The sequence below is a fragment of the Lentzea sp. NPDC005914 genome (assembly GCF_040629405.1).
GTDB lineage: Bacteria > Actinomycetota > Actinomycetes > Mycobacteriales > Pseudonocardiaceae > Lentzea.
Genome location: NZ_JBEXVQ010000007.1, coordinates 188,489 through 205,580 on the forward strand (window position 1 = coordinate 188,489; position 17,092 = coordinate 205,580).

Consider the following 17,092-nt stretch of genomic DNA (forward strand, 5'->3'; position numbering starts at 1 on the left):
CACAGCCGGGGAAACCGAGGCAGTGAGGCATCGAACGCTTGTTCGGATATGATCGTTTGTGTGAAGCTGGCTGTGCGGGTGAAGCTGCTGCCGACCGCTGAACAGGCGGAGGCGTTGGCGGCGACCCTGCATACGTGCAATGCTGCGGCGAGTGTGGTGTCCAGGGCCGCGTTCGTCGCGGGCGTGTATTCCCGCAACGACTTGCAGAAACTCACCTATCACGACATCAAAGCGGATCATGGTTTGTCGGCGCAGCCCGCGGTGCGGGTGGTCAAGAAAGTCGTCGATGCCTACACCACGCTCCATGCCACTGTCCGTGCCGGAAACCTTGGTGGCCCGGCCTCGAAGCGCCGCCTGAAGGCCGAGTCGAAGCCGATCATGTTTCGTTCGGATGCTGCGCAGCCGTTCGATGACAGGTGCTTGTCGTGGCAGCACGACGTGCGGACCGTGAGCCTCTGGACGATGCGCGGTCGCATGAAGGCGGTCGCGTTCACGGGGCATCCCGACCAGCTCAAGACCCTGGTCGCGCATCGTCGGGGCGAGTCGGATCTGGTGCGCGAGAACGACAACTGGTACCTGGTCGCTACTTGTGAGATCCCGGAGAAGCCGCTCAACGTTGAACCGGTGGACTGGATCGGTCTCGACCGTGGCATCGTGAACCTGGCGACGACGTCGGACGGCGACAACTTCCAGGGCCGCGGGCTCAGCCGGTACCGGCGCTGGCACGCGCACAAACGGCAGGAACTCCAGGCCAAGCGCACCAAGGCAGCCAAGCGCAGGCTGAAACGCCGGGCACGCAAGGAAGCCCGCCACGCCGCTCACATCAACCACGTTGTCAGCAAAGAGGTTGTGGCTGTTGCCGAACGCACCGGTCGTGGTATCGCGTTGGAAGAACTCCGCGGCATCCGCGACCGGGTACGGCTCCACCGGCACCAGCGAGCCACCCTCACCACCTGGCCCTTCCACCAGCTCGGCACGTTCATCGCCTACAAGGCCCGGCGTGCCGGCGTTCCGGTCCTGGAAGTCGACGCGCACTACACCTCCCAACGCTGTCCCCGCTGCGGCGAAACATCTCGTCGCAACCGTCCCTCCAGGGACGACTTCTGCTGTCGCCGGTGTGGTCTCGCTGGACCCGCCGACGTCGTCGCCGCCGTCAACGTGAGAAATCGCGCCCGGCGAGCGTGGGTGTTCGTCAACACGCCCAAGCCGCAAGTGGTCCAGCCAGGCGTGGTAGATGCGGCCCGCACGCCACAACCGGTGGCGGCGCGTGGAACGCAAGCCCGGCCCTTCAAGGCCGGGTCGTTGACGATCGGATCCGATACCCGGTGCCGCGCACGGTGAGCACCAGGGCGGGGTCGTCCGGGTTGGCCTCGATCTTGCGGCGCAGTCTCCTTATGTGCACGTCGAGCAGACGAGTGTCACCGAAGTAGTCGTATCCCCAAACCTTTTGCAGCAACTGTTCCCTGGTGACGATTCGGCCGCCCGCACCAGCGAGTTCGAGCAGCAGCCGGAATTCCGTGCGGGTGAGATGAACGCGTTCGCCCGCACGGTGCACGAGTCCTTCCTGCGGACGGATTTCCAGATCGCCGATCCGGACGGCTTCGCGACCTGGTCCGCGGCGACGCAACAACGCGCGTATTCGTGCCGCGAGAACGCTTGCCATCAACGGTTTCGTGACGTAGTCGTCCGCTCCGGCCTCCAACCCGGCGATCACGTCACGGGCGTCGGTGCGCGCTGTCACGACGATGATCGGCAGGTCACCGCGGGACCTGAGCGTGCGCACGACCTCCAGGCCGTCCACGCCGGGCAGGGTGAGGTCCACCAGAACCACGTCGAACGACTCGGTCTCCAAACGTCGTAACGCCTCTTCACCCGAAGAAGCCTCGTCAACGGTGAAACCCTCGTCGGACAACGCAAGGCTCACTGCCTGCCGGATTCGCTCGTCGTCTTCGACCAGCAGGACCCCTACGCACACAACGACTCCACTGTGTGAGAGCCGCGGCGACGGCGTCTCACACAGTGGAGTGAAAGTCGATCAAAAGCAAGAACGCTTCGGTTCAGAATGCTGTCAGGGTGATTTTGGCCGAACGCGGGTTCGGTTCGTGGACAAGTGACTCGAAGGCGCCGACGTCGTCGAACGCGAACCCGTAGGCCTTCCCGTCGGCCATGTTGGCGTGCACGATCCGCGAGTAGTGGTTGGTGATCGAGCGGGTGTAGAACTGGCTCGCGTCGTAGGTCGGCGCGGTGTGGATGAACCCGAGCGTCGAACGGTTGAGCGCCGCGCACAGCGACCGCGAGATCGCGCCGACGTCGTTGTTCGGTGCCGCGAGCCTGCCGTCGCAGTTGAAGACGTCCCGCGTCGACGGCTGCTGGAACGACGCGACCTGCTGGCCCGCCGTGTTGGTGAAGTTGAGGACCCCGCCGCTGGTGCGGCCGGTGAACTTGCGGTTCGGCTCGTTCTGGAACGGCACCACGGTCAGCGGTGTGTTCTGGTACGTCGACCACGCGCTGCTGACGTAGCTCTGGAAGTACGAGCTCGAGAACACGCCCGCGTCGAGGCCCTTGCTCGGGTTCAGGACGCGCAGCCGCGTGCCGTCACCTCGCGTGTAGACCAGCCGGGACCAGTCGCCACCCAGTTGCTGATGCTGGTCGAACACGCGGTTGCGTCCGTTCGCGACCAGCTGGCCGGTCTTCTTGGTGGCACCGGCCTGCGACGTCGCCTCGACCGCGTGCGGGACGCTGAACATGTCGACCTGGGAGCTGTTCAACCACAACCCGCCGCCGTTGTAGGTGAACTCGCTCCAGTCGAACAGGATGTCGCGGTTCGGGTCGCCGCCAGCCCACGGTGCGGGTTGCACGAGGCCGTTGGGCACGAGGCTGAACTTCAGCTTGTCCCGGAAGGACATGTAGAGCCGCCCACCGGCCAGGTTGATCGGGATCTGCAGGGTCCGGCTGCCACCGTTGCCGGGGCCGGGGATCGAGACGTCCGGCGCGGGCACCGGTGGGATGGCGCCGCCGGACCAGACTGTGAACTGGCCGTTCGCGTTCACGTAGCCGAGCCGGCCGCCCATCTCGCCCGTGATGTACAGGAACACGGCGTCGCCACGGCCGGAGTTGTTCGTGACGGTGAGCGGAAGCAGGTTCGGTGGAGCTGCTTGTACTGGTGCAGACATCGTTGTCAGCCCAAGTAGGGCCGATGCCGCGAGCAGCAGGAGCTTGCGCATCGACTATCTCCTCACTGAGACAGGGTTCGCGTGAGAGCGCTCTCATACTCAGCGTGAACGTGTTGATGTGTCAAGAATGGTCTTCATGCGCGCACTGACGGTGGATCTTGCACGAGCTGGATCTTTGTCGTTGACCGAACTGCCCGATCCCGAGCCCGGTCCAGAGGACCTGCTGGTGGAGGGCGTGGCGATCGGGATCTGCGGGACGGACCGCGAGATCGTGCGCGGCGAGTTCGGGGTGGGCGGAACTCTCGTGATCGGGCACGAGTCGCTGGGACGGGTGATCAGCGGGCCGGGATTCGAGCCGGGGTCCCTGATCGCCGGGGTGGTGCGGCGGCCTGATCCGGTGCCGTGCGCGGCGTGTGCGCGCGGGGAGTTCGACATGTGCCGGAACGGTCAGTACACCGAGCGCGGGATCACCGGCCTCGACGGGTACGGCTCGACGTTGTGGACGGTCCCGGCCGTCTACGCCGTCGGTGTCAGCTCATCGACAGGTGTGCTCGTCGAGCCTGCCTCCGTGGTCGTGAAGGCGTGGGAGCGGCTGGATCAGCTCGCGTTGTTCCCGTTCGAGAGCGTGCTGGTCACCGGCGCGGGGCCGATCGGGTTGCTGGCGGCGTTGATCGGGGTGCAGCGCGGTCTGGACGTGCACGTCTTCGATCTGGCCACCGACGGCCCGAAGCCCGGGCTGGTGGAGTCGCTGGGCGCCACCTATCACCGCAAGCTTCCCGATCACCAGGTCGTGATCGAGGCGACCGGGGCGCCGAAACTGGTCGCGCAGTTGCTCGGGCGGGAACTCGTGTGCCTGACCGGGGTTCCGTCCACTGAGGTCGTTCCGGTGGATCTCGGGCAGGCGAACCGGGATCTGGTGCTGCGCAACGGGATCGTGTTCGGGACGGTCAACTCGAACGTGCGGCACTACCGGGAGGCGTCGGCCGTGCTGGACCGCGCGGACGACGCCTGGCTGTCGGCGATGATCACTCGACGAGTTCCGCTGGAGTCTTATGCGGAGGCGTTCGAGCAGCGTCCCGACGACGTAAAAGTGGTGCTGCAGCTGTGAGGACGACTGCCGCGGCCAGCAGAAGGGCCTGGTCGTAACCGTTGTGCAGCAACGGGGTGGCGAGGAGCGGGCCGAGGATCTGACCGGCGGAGTAGCCGGTGGTCAGCACGGCCGCCGCTCGCGGGAAGCCGAGGTTCGCGCCGGCCTTGAGCGTGATCCCGGCGATGGTGAGGAACGTGCCGCCGAACAGCACCACGGCGATCAGGGTGGCGACGGGTCCGCCGATGAGCGAGGGGAGCGCGATGCCTGCTGCCTGGACGGCCAGGACGGCTGCGAGCAGGTGCCGGCCACCCAGCTTCATCAGGGCGGGGGAGAGGGCCGCGGAGGCGCCGACGAGGATCCACGCGCTGCTGCCGAGCGGGCCGCTGATGGCGGCGACGAGGAACGTTCCCGCGATGATGTAGCCGATGCCTTCGAGGGTGTAGCTGGTGGTGAGAGCCGCGAACTCGCGCCGGGTGGCGCGGGAGGTTCGCGCGCCTTCGTGGGGCTGCGGTGTCTTCGGCTCCATCGGCCACGCCACCGCCGCCAGCAGGGCCGAGAACCCCGCCGCCACCCACCACGCGAACGCCCACTCGGCGCGGACCAGCACGATCAACCCGGACAGCGCGATGCCTGCCCCGACTCCGCTCAGGCCCCAGCCCGGTCCCGCGTTCACCGCGGCCACGAACACCACCGCGCTCGCGATCCCGGCCAGCAGCCGCAGCACGAACCACGCGGTCATGCCGTGGGCGAGCGGCATCCCGGCGAGGGTCGCCACGAGCAGCACGAGCGCGGCACGGTTCATGGTCCTGGTCGGTGCGCGCACGATCGTGGCGACGGCGCCGATGAAGTAGCCCAGGTAGTTCGCGGTGGCCAGGCCCGCGGCGGCGGCAGCGGAGAGACCGGCCTGAGTCGTCATCAGGGGCAGGATCGGGGTGTAGACGAACCGTCCGATGCCCATGGCCGCGGCGAGTGCCGCTCCGGTCTGGCGGGCGCTCACGAACGGCCGGGGTCGCTGGGGTGGGGCTGCACGGCGGTGACGGTGACGGTCATCCACGGGCGCATCGGGAGCGTGCCGAGCACGTTCGCGTGGAGGTCGTCCTCGTCCTCGGCCAGCCACAGGCCGATGCTGCGCATCTCACCGATCGGCCGCCACAACCGGGCGAGGTTGCCGCTCGCCGTGAGTTCCTCGGCCCGGACGGCTTCCGCCGCGCGTCGTTCGTCTACTTCGGACTGGCTCGTGCCGTCGGGGATCGTGGTGGTGATCTCGACGATGAACTCTCTCATGGACCCATCGTGCGACCGGGTGCGTGTGAAGCGCCACGATCGGCTTTCTCCTGCGTGGAAGCCTCAGCCTCCTAGGATGCTGAGCGTGGAACTGCGTCAGCTCCGGTACTTCCTCGCGGTGGCCGAGGAGCTTCACTTCGGCCGGGCCGCGGCGCGCCTGCTGATCGCGGGACCGTCGTTGTCGCAGCAGATCAAGGCCCTCGAACGCGACCTCGGCGTACCGCTGTTCGCGCGAGATCGCCGCACGGTCGCCCTGACCTCGGCCGGAGCGGCGCTGGTCCCCGAGGTGCGGGCGCTGCTGGAGCGGGCCGACGAGCTGCAACGCCACGCGCAGCAGCTGTCCGGGTCGCAGCCGGTGCGGATCGGGTACGTGAACTGGCTGCCACCGGACCTGACCACACGCACCGCGGGCGTCGCTCAGCTCTACGTCGACGCGTGGGTCGTGCCGTCGCACGCGCAGGCAGCCCGGGTCGCGGATGGCAGCCTCGACCTGGCCGTGTGCTGGATCCGCAGGGCCGACATCGCGCAACTCGGCCTCGACGCGCAGTTGATCGGCGTCGACCGGCTCTACGCGGTGTCCGTGGGCACCGACACGAGTCCCGTGCGGGCCAAGGACATCGCGGTGCTCGTGGACGACGACGTCACGTCGTGGCAGTCGTGGAACGAGTACGCCGAGGAGTTCGCCCAGGACACCGGCGCGAGGGTGGTGCGCATCCACAACGGCGCGATCACCGGTCCCGCGTTCTTCGACCACGTCCGGTCGTGCACCACGCCGGTGCTGAACTCGCCGAAGGGTCAGACCTCGCCGCTGCCACCCGATCTCGTGCAGCGGCCGGTGATCGACCCCGAGGTGCTGTGGACGTGGTCGCTGGTCCGCCGTGCCGACGAGGTGCGGACGGGCGTGCTGGCGGCCGCAGAGGCCATCACCCGGCCGGTGGGTGACCTCGGGCTGCACCGCGAGGGCGTCTGGCTGCCCGCGGACGACCCCTGGCGTGCGCTGGGAGGCTGAGCCTCCCACGAAGGAGAAAACGGGTCGCAATTCCGGGAAATCAACCGGAAGCGCGGGGAGTTGTGGCTGTCAGCTCCACTACTTCTCCTTCGAAAGCGAGTCAGGAAATGACCAAGGTTGCCATCGTCACGGGTGCGTCCCAGGGAATCGGCGCGGCACTCGTCCCGGCTTATCGGAAGCTCGGCTATTCGGTCGTGGCGGTCTCGCGGTCCATCGGTTCTTCTGATGATCCCGAGGTGCTGGCGATCCGGGCCGATCTGTCGAAGCCGGGAGAGGGCGCGCGGGTCGTGAGGGAAGCGCTTGCGCGGTTCGGCCGGGTCGACAGCCTCGTGAACAACGCGGGTGTCTTCGTCGCCAAGCCGTTCACCGAGTACACCGACGAGGACTTCGCGAACGTTACCAACACGAACCTGGTCGGGTTCTTCGACATCACCCGCGGCGCCGTCGGGGCGATGCTCGAGAACGGCGGCCACGTCGTGAACGTGTCCACGACGCTCGTCGACCACGCGCTGTCCGCGGTCCCGGCCGCACTCGCGTCGCTGACCAAGGGCGGTCTGAACGCCGTCACCAAGTCGCTGGCCATCGAGTACGCGACGCGGAACATCCGGTTCAACACGGTCGCGCTCGGCATCATCCGCACGCCGATGCACGCCCCCGAGACCCACGACGCCCTCGCCGGACTCCACCCCGTCGGCCGCATCGGTGAGATCGACGAGGTCGTCGACGCGATCACCTTCCTGGAACAGGCCGGCTTCGTCACGGGCGAGATCCTGCACGTCGACGGCGGCCAGAGCGCGGGGCACTGACCATGAGCATCACCGACGTGATGGACCGGTGGAAGGACGCCGTGGACGCGCACGAACCCGAGCGCGTGGCGTCGAACTTCACCTCAGATGCGATTTTTCAGGGCTTGCACCCTTATGGCGTGGGCCGGGCGGCGGTCGCCGAGTACTACGATTCGCAGCCCATCGGGATGAAAGCCGAGTACGAAGTGCTGGAAACGCGTCAGCTCGCCGACGATCTGGTGCTCGGTTATCTGGACGTCGATTTCTCGTTCGCTGACCGGCCGACGATCAACGTGAAGCTGAGCGTGCTGATCAAGGGAGACCTGATAGCGCACTACCAGGTCTCCCGGCTCGGCTAGTGCCTGCGCGGCTCCCGGCCGAACGGCGACTTCGGTCGTTCGAGCTCGGGAGCCTTCGGGATGGGCATGGTCACCGGGGTGTCCGCCGTGATCGTGATCGGCTCGCCGTGGTGCCTGGTCCTGAACTCGGTGCCGTCCACGATCCGGTAGGTGGCCTCGGTCTCGCACACGTCGATCGAGATCCTGGTGCCCCGGAAGGCCATCCGGAACGAGAACCGGGTGAGCGCCTCGGGCACCCGCGGCGCGAAGGTCAGTTCGCCGCCGTGGTCGCGCATCCCGCCGAATCCGGCCACCAGAGCCATCCACGCGCCCGCCAGCGAGGCCATGTGCAGGCCGTTGTTGACGTTGTTGTGCAGGTCGTGGAGATCGGTGTAGGCGGCCTCGACCAGGTAGTCGAACGCCAGGCCGAGGTGGCCGACCTCCGCGGCCAGCACAGCCTGGGTGCCCGCTGACAACGACGAGTCGCGCACCGTCCGTGCCTCGTAGTAGGCGAAGTTGCGAGCCTTCTCCTCCGGGGTGAACACGTCACCGCGCACGTGCATCGCGAGCACGAGGTCCGCCTGCTTCACGACCTGGCGCCGGTACAGGTCGAAGTACGGGAAGTGCAGCAGCAGCGGGTACTTCTCCTCCGGGGTGTTCTCGAAGTCCCACTCGTCGTGCCTGGTGAAGTTGTCCGCCTGCGGGTGCACCTGCAGCATCTCGTCGTACGGAATCGCCATCGCGTCGGCGGCCCTGCGCCACTCGGCGATCTCCTCCTCCGACGCGTTCGCCTTGTCCGGGTGGCGTTGCGCGGCGTCGGCGGCGGCACGCAGGTTCTGCTGGGCGATCAGATTGGTGTAGACGTTGTTGTCGACGATCGCCGAGTACTCGTCCGGGCCCGTCACACCGTCGATGCGGAACCCGTCGTGCCGGTCGTGGTGGCCGAGCGACATCCACAGACGTGCTGTCTCCGTGAGGATCTCGGTGGCTTCGTCGCGCTCGAAGTCCTCGTCGCCGGTCGCGTTGAGGTACTGCTGCGTGGCGTAGGCGACGTCGCCGGAGACGTGGAACGCCGCCGTGCCCGCGGGCCAGTACGCACTGCACTCGGCGCCGTTGATCGACCGCCACGGGAACGCGGCGCCCTTGAGCCCCAGCACCTGCGCGCGGTCGCGGGCCTTGTCCAAAGTGGAGTGACGCCACCGCAGCGCGTCGCGGGCCGCGTCCGGGAGCGTGTAGGTGAGGACCGGGAGCACGAACATCTCGGTGTCCCAGAAGGCGTGGCCGTCGTAGCCGGGTCCGGTGAGGCCCTTGCCGGGGATGGCACGGGACTCGCCACGGGCACCGGCCTGCAGGATGTGGAACAACGCGAACCTGATCGCCTGCTGCAGTTCGTCGTCGCCCTCGATCTCGATGTCGGCGACCTGCCAGAAGTCGTCGAGGAAGGCGCGTTGCTCCTTGACCAGGCCGTCCCAGCCGGTCTGGCAGGCACCGGCGAGCGCGGCCTCGACCTGGGCCCGAAGCGCTGGGGTGGAACGCTTTCCGGACCAGCCGTAGGCCAGGTACTTGGTGAGCTTCAGGCAGCTGCCCGCGGGGACGTCGACGGCCGCGGTGTAGCGGGCCAGGTCGGCTTCGGCGTGGATCTCCGTGCGGGGGTCGACGCCGTCGGCGATCTCGATCTCGTGGTCCATCGCGGCGGCCATGCGCAGACCGGACACCTTGGTGTGGTGGCACAGCACGGCCCGCGACTTCTCGGCCATCGTGAAGTCGTTGACCAGCGGGGCGTCCAGTGCGGCGGCGACGCGGGGATCGTTGGTGCGGTGGATGACCGGCTCGTTCGCGAGCAGGTCGGACTGGACGACGAGCTGCACGTCGTCCATCGGCTCGACCTCGTACCGGATGGCGGCGACCGCGCGCTGCGTGAACGACACGAGCCGTTCGCTGCGCACGATCACACGACGGCCTGTCGGCGACTCCCACACGGTGCGGCGGCGGAGCGTGCCGGAGCGGAAGTCGAGGACGCGTTCGTGCTCGATCGCGTCGCCGTAGCGCATGTCCAGCGGCTCGTCCTCGACCAGCAACCGGATGATCTTGCCGTCGGTGACGTTGACGACCGTCTGGCCGGCCTCGGGATAGCCGTAGCCCGCTTCCCCGTACGGCAGCTGGTGTTCCTCGTAGAAGCCGTTGAGGTAGCAGCCGGGCAGGCCGCGCGGTTCGCCCTCGTCGAGGGTGCCCCTGAGCCCGATGTGGCCGTTGGCCAGAGCGAACGTCGACTCGGTGCGGTGCAGCTGGTCGACGGCGAGGCCCTGCCAGCGCAGCGCCCACGGCTCGATCGTGTAGCTCATGACAGCAGCTCGTCGAGCTCGTCGACGACCTGGTCGGCGCCGTTGGACTTGAGGGCGTCTCGTTGGTTGCCGCGGTCGACGCCCACGACGAAGCCGAAACCGCCGTCGCGCCCGGCTTTGACGCCCGCGAGCGCGTCTTCGAACACCGCGGCGTTCTCCGGCGCCGTCTTGAGCCTTCTCGCGCCTTCGAGGAACGAGTCGGGTGCCGGTTTGCCCTGGAGGTTCAACTCGGTGATGACGTTGCCGTCCACCAATGCGTCGACGTAGTCCAGAAGGTCGCCCGCGCGCAGCACGCGCATGGCGTTGGCCGAGGACGTGACGACGCCGATGGGGATGCCGGCTTGTCGCGCTGCCTGCAGGTAGCGGACCGACGCGGGGTAGGGCGTGATGCCCTCCTCGTCGATGATCTGGTTGACCAGGTCGTTCTTCTGGTCGCCGATGCGGCGGACCTCGTCCTCGGACGGCGTGAGGCCGCGGGAGGCGAGGAAGCTGCGGACGCCGTCGTAGCGCGGCTTGCCGTCCACATAGGCGAGGTAGTCCTGCTCGCTGAACGGCTGGCCCATGCTCTCGAACGTCTGCTTCCACGCCTTGCGGTGCAGGACCGCGGTGCTCGTGAGCACGCCGTCGAGGTCGAACAGCAACGCCGTGATCTTCTCCGGGATGCCGAGGCTCATGCTTCGATCATGCACCTGTCTCGTCCTCGCCGCGTTCTCCTGGCAGTTCTTGTTCGGGTCGTTCTTCCTTGAGGCGTTCGTCGAGCGGTCGCGGGTGGGCCTGCTCGTACTCGGTCATTCCGTACTTGTCGGACTCGGCCCAGCCCTCTTCCGGCTCGGTCTCCAGCGGGTCGTGCTTGATGTTGTCCTCGTCGAGGGCCTCGAAGTCGTCTGTGTCCTCGGAGACGTACGCACCGCGTTCATCGCTCATGGCAGAGCTGTACCCCGTTCGGCGCTATCCGATGCTTTGGCCGACCAGGGAACCGATCGCGTAGGTGACGCCCATGGCGATCAGTCCACCCGCGACGTTGCGGATGATGGCGCGCTGCCTGTTCGCGCCGCTGAGCCTCGCGCTGACGAAGCCGGTGAGGGCGAGGGTGATGATCGCGGCCACGACCGTGACGGGGACGCGGAGGCCGGTCGGGGTCAGGGCGATCGCGGCGAGGGGGAGCAGGGCGCCGATGGTGAAGCTGACGAAGCTCGCGATGGCGGCGCCCCACGGGTTCGTGAGCCCGTCCGGGTCGATGTGCAGCTCGGCCTCGGCGTGGGCGGCCAGGGCGTCGTGCTTGGTGAGCTGCTTGGCGACCTCCTGGGCGGTCTCGGTGTCGAGGCCCTTGTTCGCGTAGATCTCGGTGAGCTCTTCGAGTTCCTGCTCGGGCATGTCCCGCAGCTCGCGGCTTTCCTGGGCGAGCAGGGCCCGTTCGGCGTCGCGCTGGCTGCTGACCGACACGTACTCGCCGCTGGCCATGGACATCGCGCCGGCGAAGAGGCCCGCGAGGCCCGCGATGAGGATCTGGGCTCTGTCGGTCGTCGCACCCGCGACACCTACTACGAGGCTGGCCGTCGAGACGATGCCGTCGTTCGCGCCGAGAACACCCGCGCGCAGCCAGTTCATCCGGTCGCCGGTGACCTCGTCGTGGGGCTCGTGGTGCGTCATTTTCGGAGGCTAACCTGGGGATCATGCTTTCGTGGCAGACCACGCCGCTGCGTCTCGCGGACCTGCCGGTGCCTTCACCGGCACCAGGGGAGTTGCTGGTGCGGGTGCTCGCTTGCGGGGTGTGCCGGACGGATCTGCACGTCGTGGACGGGGATCTGCCCGTGCATCGTGCGTCGGTCGTGCCGGGGCATCAGGTCGTGGGTGAGGTTGTTGTCGCCGCGGGCGACTTCGTGGTGGGGGAACGCGTCGGGATTGCGTGGTTGCGGCACACGTGCGGGTCCTGCCGTTTCTGTCTGCGCGGCTCCGAGAACCTTTGCCCGTCATCGCTTTACACGGGGTGGGACGCTGACGGCGGTTATGCGTCATATGCGGTTGTTCCGGCTGCATATGCGCTTCGGTTGCCCGTCGGGTATTCGTCCGAGGCTTTGGCGCCTTTGTTGTGCGCGGGAATCATCGGGTATCGGGCTTTGCAGCGTGCCTGCGTTCCTGACGGCGGGCGGCTGGGGATCTACGGGTTCGGTGGGTCGGCGCACCTGGCTCTGCAGGTCGCGGTGGCTCGTGGGTACGAGGTGCACGTGGTGACCCGGTCTGCTTCGGCTCGGGAGCTGGCGGTGTCCCTGGGGGCGGCTTCGGCTTCGGAGGCCGTGCCGCCGGTGCTGTTGGACTCCTCGGTGCTGTTCGCGCCGGTGGGGATGTTGGTGCCGCCTGCTCTCGAGGCGTTGGACCGGGGTGGGACGTTGGCGATCGCCGGGATCCACTTGTCTGATGTGCCGGGTTTGTCGTACTCGCGGCACCTGTTTCAGGAGCGGCAGGTCCGGTCGGTCACCGCGAACACGCGAGCCGACGCCGCCGAGTTCCTGTCGTTCTGCGCCTCGCATCGGCTGTCGGTCGCGGTGCAGCCGTACGCGCTTTCCGCGGCGAACCTGGCTCTGTCGGACCTCCGGGCGGGTCGCGTGACCGGTGCGGCAGTGCTGGTGGCATGACGTTGTGCCTGGTCAGGTGCCAGGTGTTCAGTTTTTGTCAGACCTCCGTGGCACCATGTCGAACAGGTGTTCGTCTGTGGGTGTAGGAGGTAGGTCAAGATGCAGATCGATCCCCGTCGCTGGCCGGGCCGCGTGGTGCCTACCACCGATGCCGACGTGGACATCGCCGTCGAGTCGCTGTGCGAGCGCGCCTCCTGGCCGGACGCCGACCGCCGCTGGGTGCGCCGCACCCTCGAGCCGTGGTTCAAGGCGGGCTGGAGCGTCGACGCCGTCCTGGTGGCGGTCGACACCAGGCCCGACGGCACCCGCCAGGGCCGGCCACGCTCGCGCGCGCAGGTGGCGCACGAGTTCCTGCGCGCGCGAATGATGGTGTGGACCGCGGACGGCGCCCGCCTCGCCCGCCCGCCTTTAGCCGGTATGTCGCTGGGCGAGTGGTTCCGCGTGAACCGCCGCAACGCCCTGGTGAACTCGAAGCGTGCCAGCACCGCTCTGGGGTCCGAGGGCGAGCGGGCACGGGCGGAGTCGCGCGCCCTGGCCCACCGCCGCGACCCGGTGGAACGCAGCCGCGAAAAGGGCCGCCGCCGCGTGGAGGCGCTCGACAGCCTGCTCGTGCCGGGCCAGGAGGCCCCGTCGTTCGCCGACTCGTGGCGCCTGGTCGCCGAACTGATCCCGGTGCCCCGCGTCTGCTCGATGTGCGGCCACGTCCGAAACGAGGTGACACGCCAGGCCCACCGCGTCGCCTAGGCCCGTTCACCTGCGTCTTGTCAGCCTCTTCGGTGGACGGTGGTTGAAGCTGTCCGGTGCCGGGAACACCGGATGAGTTTCTTGTTTCCTGCCTGAAGGGCCCGACATGCTCGAAGTGACGCCGGTGGCTGCTGAGGTCATCAACGAGTTGACCTCACAGTCAGCCGCCACCAACGACAGCGTCGGTCTGCGCTTCTCCGTGGCCGCCGACGACGACAGCCAGGCGGCCCTCGAACTGTCGCTGAGCGAAGCCGCCGAAGGCGACCAGGTCGTGACGGCCGACGCGGGCGCCAAGGTCATCATGGAGCCGGCGGCGGCGCAGTACCTCGAGGACAAGGTGCTGGACGTGCGTGAGGACGCGGAGGGCAACCCGGCTTTCGCGATCGCGCGCCAGGACCTGCCGACCTGAGCAGCCTGACCAGCGAACCGGGCCGGGCCACTCAACGCGGAGTGGCCCGGCCCGTTTCGCGATGAGCAGCTTCGACGCCTCCGCGGTCAGGGATCGCCAGAACCTGACCGGGGTGGATGAGGTCGCCCAGACCGCGTTGTTGTCGCCCGCCAAGAAGACGAAGTTGCCGTCGTCCTGCAGCGCGGCCCGCACGGCACCCTTGCCGTCGGTTCCGCTGAGCCAGACCGTGCCGGTGTTCTCCGACAGGACGAGGTTGCCGACGTCAACCGCCGCCGGAATCAGGGTGCCCGAAGCGGAAACCAGTGCCGGCCTGGAAGTCTCGCCGGTCCGAGCGTTGCCCGACACCCACTGGAGTGACAAGAACGCCCCCTGCCCGAAGGCAAGGGGCGCTCCCGACGAACGAACGAACTCAGCCGGCGATGCGGCGGATGACCGAGATCGGGCCGATCGAGTCGATGTCGGCGATCTTCACCGGCACACCCTCGGTCGACGCGTGCACGGCGCGGATGCCGTCGATCGCCAAGGCCACGTGCGACTGGCTCGAGTAGTAGACCAGGATGTCTCCGGCCTGGACCTGGTTGCGGCTGACCGCGCGACCGGCGGCCGCCTGGGCGTAGCTGGTGCGGCCGATGGTCACACCGGCCGAGGCGTACGCCTTCTGGATCAGGGAGGAGCAGTCCCACGCGTCGGGGCCGTTGGCGCCGTAGACGTAGGGGTCTCCACGCTGGGCCAGAGCGAACGACACGGCCTGGCCCGCGGCGCCCGGCGGGACCGAGATGTTCGACATGTCGCCGTTGTTCGCCAGCTGGTTGCGGACGGTGGAGCTCAGCGACTGGTACTGCGCCTTGGCCTCGGCGAGCTGCTTGTCGAGGTCGGCCTTCTTCTGCTCGATCTCGCCGAGCAGCTTCTTCGAGGCCTCGGTGGCCTCGTTCGCCGTCTTCGTCGCGTTGTCCGCGGCGTTGACGGCGTCGGTCAGCTTCTTCAAGGACTCCGCGTTGTCCGCCGCCAGGATGTTGATGGCCGACATGCGGTTGAGGAAGTCCTGCTGCGAGTCGCTGACCAGCAGTGCGGAGATCTGGTTGAAGCGCGCGCCGTCGAACGTGGCCTCGGTGAGGAGGTCGACGTGGCCGCGGAGGGACTCCTCGGCCTTCTGGGCGGCGGCGAGGTCGCCCTTGGCCTTGTCCAGTTCACCCTGCTTGGCCGCGAGGTCGCCCTGGGCCTTCAGGTGGTCCTGGTTGAGCTGTGAAGCCTTCTCGGACAGCTCGTTGTACTTGTTGAGCGCGTCAGTCGGAGAGGGCTGTGCTGTGGCCGGTGCGGTGGGGAGGGCTGCTGCGACGACCGCTGCGGTCGCCACGAGTGCTCCACGCACGGTACGGCGTGAGGGGTGCGACACCACGTCGCGGGTCCTCCTTTGTCCTGGCAGCCGCCCCGCGAGAACTACTGCGTGTGAGGCGGCAACCTTGGCGTGTGCCCCGAGTGGGTTAACTGCTGGGCCGAAGGTCTCGGACAGGTTACGGAACGGCCTTGTGTTCGTCTACCACCGGGTCCTCAACTGTTCACCGGCCCGCACGCTCTCACAGTCGTCTACGTCGGTTTATCGCGGGGTGGGAGAGAAGCGTCACCCGACGACCCGGCGAATCACCGAAATGGGTCCGATGGAGTCGATGCTGGCGGTTTTCACCGGCACGCCCTCGGTGGACGCGTGCACCGCGGTGGTGTTGTTCACGGCCATGGCCACGTGCGACTGACCTGAGTAGTAGATGATCAGGTCGCCCGCCGCGACCTCGCCACGACTCACCGCGCGGCCGATCTTCGCCTGGTCGTAGGTGACGCGGGGGATGGTCACCCCGGCCGCCCGGTAGGAGGCCTGAGTCAGCGACGAGCAGTCCCACGAGTTGGGCCCGTTCGAGCCGAACACGTACGGCTTGCCCTGCTGGCTCAGCGCGAAGCTCAGCGCCGCCCCTGCAGCGCCCGCCGGTACCTGCACGTTGACTGTGGGACCGGGGGCGGCCAGCGCCTTCTGCTGCGGCACGGACAGCGACTGGTACTTGCTCCGCGCGGCCGTCACCTGCTGGTCCATGGCGACCTTGCGGGTCGACACGTCCGTGGCGAACTTCTCCGCGGCGGCAGCGGCCTTGCTCGCGTCGGTGCGCGCCTTCTGCGCCGCGTCCAGGTTGGCGCTCATCCGCGACACGGCGGCGTTCTGGTCGGAGGCGATGATGTTCATCGCCTGCATCCGCTCCAGGAAGTCCTGCTGCGACGTCGACGTGAGGAACGCCGACAGGTTGTTGAGCCGCGCGCCCTCGAACGACGCCGTCGTCAGCACGTCGACCTGGCCGCGGTACTGCTCGGACTCGGCCAGCGCCTTCTTCTCCGCCTCCGTGGCGGCGCCCACGATCGCGTTCGCCCTGGCCAGGTCGCTCTGGGCCTTGAGGTGGTCCTGGGTGAGCTTCTCGGCCTCCCGCGTCAGGTCGGTGTAGGACTTGAGCGCGTCGTCGGCGGGCTGGGCGTGCGCCGCGGGCATCGACACCACCGTCGCGGCGACCACAGCGGCCAGAGCGGTTGTCCTTGCAGCACGTCGGCCGGACACGCGGCCTCCTCAGGAGTCGGAAACGGACTTCTGAGGAGGCGTACGGCCGAACGGACGCCGGGGTTCAGTTCCCGGAGCGGCCGGACACGGTGCCGTCGACGCAGCGGTTGACCGCGTTGCCCGCCCACGGGCACGACGGCGAGCTCCCGCAAGCACTCGGAAGCGTCGCTGAATTTCCCGTTCCCGGCCGGGTTCGGCTCGCCTTCGGCGATGCCGGGAGAGAGCTCGCCGGCAACGCGGAGACCAGCGACAACCTCGCGAGCATCCCGTCGGGCGCGCACTTCACCCGGCTCACCGCGAACACCGGCGCGCCCCCTTGAACACGTTCCGCAACCTAGCCGCCGTCGCTGGTCGAACCAGGGCGTTCTCACCCGATCAGGCGGCCCGTCGTGCCGAGATCGAGGCACGGCACGCGGCGATCAGCCGGGCGGTGGCGGCGCTGCCCCCGCGCCCACAGCGGGGGCAGCGCATCGCGACATCGCCGGAGAGCTCGTCGACCACCACGCCCAGCTCGGCGTCGCAGCCCCGGCACCAGCGATGGCGCGTGACCGGGTTGACGTGCACGGGCGACGCCACGCACTGGTGGATCCACCTGCCGTGCACGTGGCAGGTCAGACGGTCGTCAGGCGCCAGCACGCCGTCGTCCTCGGCGTGGTCTTCCTCGACCAGCGTGGCGATGAGATTGGCGATCATGG

General features: G+C 68.2%; 20 protein-coding genes. 9 read left to right on the forward strand and 11 right to left on the reverse strand.

The window, feature by feature from the left end; genetic code table 11:
* Window positions 1-60 precede the first annotated feature (60 nt).
* Window positions 61-1,341, forward strand: coding sequence for a transposase (locus ABZ345_RS12385; protein ID WP_359846249.1), 1,281 nt, complete (start codon window positions 61-63; stop codon window positions 1,339-1,341).
* Here ABZ345_RS12385 and ABZ345_RS12390 read toward each other — a convergent pair.
* Together ABZ345_RS12390 and ABZ345_RS12395 are read right to left on the reverse strand one after the other, a co-directional pair.
* Window positions 1,289-1,975, reverse strand: a complete 687-nt coding sequence (locus ABZ345_RS12390) for a response regulator transcription factor (RefSeq protein ID WP_359846252.1) — start codon at window positions 1,973-1,975, stop codon at window positions 1,289-1,291. The two genes, ABZ345_RS12385 and ABZ345_RS12390, sit on opposite strands and share 53 nt — an antisense overlap.
* Window positions 1,976-2,057: 82 nt before the next feature.
* Window positions 2,058-3,224: a beta-1,3-glucanase family protein gene (locus ABZ345_RS12395; protein WP_359846254.1), complete on the reverse strand. Its 1,167-nt coding sequence runs from the start codon at window positions 3,222-3,224 to the stop codon at window positions 2,058-2,060.
* 85 nt (window positions 3,225-3,309) lie between these two features.
* Between ABZ345_RS12395 and ABZ345_RS12400 the strand changes: the two genes are divergently transcribed.
* Window positions 3,310-4,281 (forward strand): alcohol dehydrogenase catalytic domain-containing protein, encoded by a 972-nt coding sequence (locus ABZ345_RS12400; protein WP_359846257.1) that lies wholly within the window; start codon window positions 3,310-3,312, stop codon window positions 4,279-4,281.
* On the opposite strand, the gene ABZ345_RS12405 is transcribed toward ABZ345_RS12400, so the two are convergent.
* Window positions 4,199-5,260 (reverse strand): YbfB/YjiJ family MFS transporter, encoded by a 1,062-nt coding sequence (locus tag ABZ345_RS12405; RefSeq protein WP_359846260.1) that lies wholly within the window; start codon window positions 5,258-5,260, stop codon window positions 4,199-4,201. The genes ABZ345_RS12400 and ABZ345_RS12405 overlap by 83 nt on opposite strands.
* Window positions 5,257-5,547 carry a muconolactone Delta-isomerase family protein gene (locus ABZ345_RS12410; protein WP_359846263.1) on the reverse strand — a complete coding sequence of 97 codons (291 nt, stop codon included), beginning with the start codon at window positions 5,545-5,547 and terminating at the stop codon, window positions 5,257-5,259. Before ABZ345_RS12410 ends, ABZ345_RS12405 begins: the two co-directional genes overlap by 4 nt.
* Before the next feature lie 85 nt (window positions 5,548-5,632).
* On the opposite strand from ABZ345_RS12410, the gene ABZ345_RS12415 reads away from it, so the two are divergent.
* From ABZ345_RS12415 to ABZ345_RS12425, 3 genes are all read left to right on the forward strand, one after another.
* A complete protein-coding gene (locus tag ABZ345_RS12415) occupies window positions 5,633-6,556 on the forward strand; it encodes a LysR family transcriptional regulator (RefSeq protein ID WP_359846266.1) in 924 nt (307 codons plus the stop codon).
* A gap of 107 nt (window positions 6,557-6,663) precedes the next feature.
* Window positions 6,664-7,362, forward strand: coding sequence for an SDR family oxidoreductase (locus ABZ345_RS12420; RefSeq protein WP_359846269.1), 699 nt, complete (start codon window positions 6,664-6,666; stop codon window positions 7,360-7,362).
* 2 nt (window positions 7,363-7,364) lie between these two features.
* A complete protein-coding gene (locus ABZ345_RS12425) occupies window positions 7,365-7,700 on the forward strand; it encodes a hypothetical protein (RefSeq protein ID WP_359846272.1) in 336 nt (111 codons plus the stop codon).
* Here the strand turns inward: ABZ345_RS12425 and ABZ345_RS12430 are convergent.
* Genes ABZ345_RS12430 through ABZ345_RS12445 form a run of 4 tightly spaced genes read right to left on the reverse strand, consistent with a single transcriptional unit; the run spans window position 7,697 to window position 11,671 of the window.
* A complete protein-coding gene (locus ABZ345_RS12430; protein ID WP_359846275.1) occupies window positions 7,697-10,021 on the reverse strand; it encodes a glycosyl hydrolase family 65 protein in 2,325 nt (774 codons plus the stop codon). The genes ABZ345_RS12425 and ABZ345_RS12430 overlap by 4 nt on opposite strands.
* Window positions 10,018-10,695 carry a beta-phosphoglucomutase family hydrolase gene (locus ABZ345_RS12435; RefSeq protein WP_359846278.1) on the reverse strand — a complete coding sequence of 226 codons (678 nt, stop codon included), beginning with the start codon at window positions 10,693-10,695 and terminating at the stop codon, window positions 10,018-10,020. The genes ABZ345_RS12430 and ABZ345_RS12435 overlap by 4 nt, the downstream gene beginning before the upstream one ends.
* A gap of 7 nt (window positions 10,696-10,702) precedes the next feature.
* Window positions 10,703-10,945, reverse strand: coding sequence for a hypothetical protein (locus tag ABZ345_RS12440; protein ID WP_359846281.1), 243 nt, complete (start codon window positions 10,943-10,945; stop codon window positions 10,703-10,705).
* A 24-nt stretch (window positions 10,946-10,969) separates the two neighbouring features.
* Window positions 10,970-11,671, reverse strand: coding sequence for a VIT family protein (locus ABZ345_RS12445; RefSeq protein ID WP_359846284.1), 702 nt, complete (start codon window positions 11,669-11,671; stop codon window positions 10,970-10,972).
* A gap of 23 nt (window positions 11,672-11,694) precedes the next feature.
* On the opposite strand from ABZ345_RS12445, the gene ABZ345_RS12450 reads away from it, so the two are divergent.
* The 3 genes from ABZ345_RS12450 (at window position 11,695) to ABZ345_RS12460 (ending at window position 13,807) form a co-directional block, all read left to right on the forward strand.
* Entirely contained in the window at window positions 11,695-12,654 is a 960-nt protein-coding gene (locus ABZ345_RS12450) for a zinc-binding alcohol dehydrogenase family protein (protein WP_359846287.1), read from the forward strand.
* 99 nt (window positions 12,655-12,753) lie between these two features.
* The gene (locus ABZ345_RS12455) at window positions 12,754-13,398 is read left to right on the forward strand and encodes a hypothetical protein (protein ID WP_359846290.1); all 645 of its coding nucleotides are present in this window, start codon (window positions 12,754-12,756) and stop codon (window positions 13,396-13,398) included.
* 106 nt (window positions 13,399-13,504) lie between these two features.
* Window positions 13,505-13,807, forward strand: a complete 303-nt coding sequence (locus ABZ345_RS12460) for an iron-sulfur cluster biosynthesis protein (RefSeq protein WP_359846293.1) — start codon at window positions 13,505-13,507, stop codon at window positions 13,805-13,807.
* 409 nt (window positions 13,808-14,216) lie between these two features.
* Here ABZ345_RS12460 and ABZ345_RS12465 read toward each other — a convergent pair whose 3' ends face one another.
* Both ABZ345_RS12465 and ABZ345_RS12470 read right to left on the reverse strand, forming a co-directional pair.
* Window positions 14,217-15,161 (reverse strand): NlpC/P60 family protein, encoded by a 945-nt coding sequence (locus ABZ345_RS12465; RefSeq protein WP_359846296.1) that lies wholly within the window; start codon window positions 15,159-15,161, stop codon window positions 14,217-14,219.
* A gap of 264 nt (window positions 15,162-15,425) precedes the next feature.
* Window positions 15,426-16,397, reverse strand: a complete 972-nt coding sequence (locus tag ABZ345_RS12470; protein WP_359846299.1) for a C40 family peptidase — start codon at window positions 16,395-16,397, stop codon at window positions 15,426-15,428.
* A gap of 89 nt (window positions 16,398-16,486) precedes the next feature.
* Between ABZ345_RS12470 and ABZ345_RS12475 the strand changes: the two genes are divergently transcribed.
* The gene (locus ABZ345_RS12475; RefSeq protein WP_359846302.1) at window positions 16,487-16,717 is read left to right on the forward strand and encodes a hypothetical protein; all 231 of its coding nucleotides are present in this window, start codon (window positions 16,487-16,489) and stop codon (window positions 16,715-16,717) included.
* Window positions 16,718-16,772: 55 nt separating this feature from the next.
* Here ABZ345_RS12475 and ABZ345_RS12480 read toward each other — a convergent pair whose 3' ends face one another.
* The gene (locus tag ABZ345_RS12480; RefSeq protein ID WP_359846305.1) at window positions 16,773-17,090 is read right to left on the reverse strand and encodes a hypothetical protein; all 318 of its coding nucleotides are present in this window, start codon (window positions 17,088-17,090) and stop codon (window positions 16,773-16,775) included.
* Window positions 17,091-17,092: the final 2 nt, after the last annotated feature.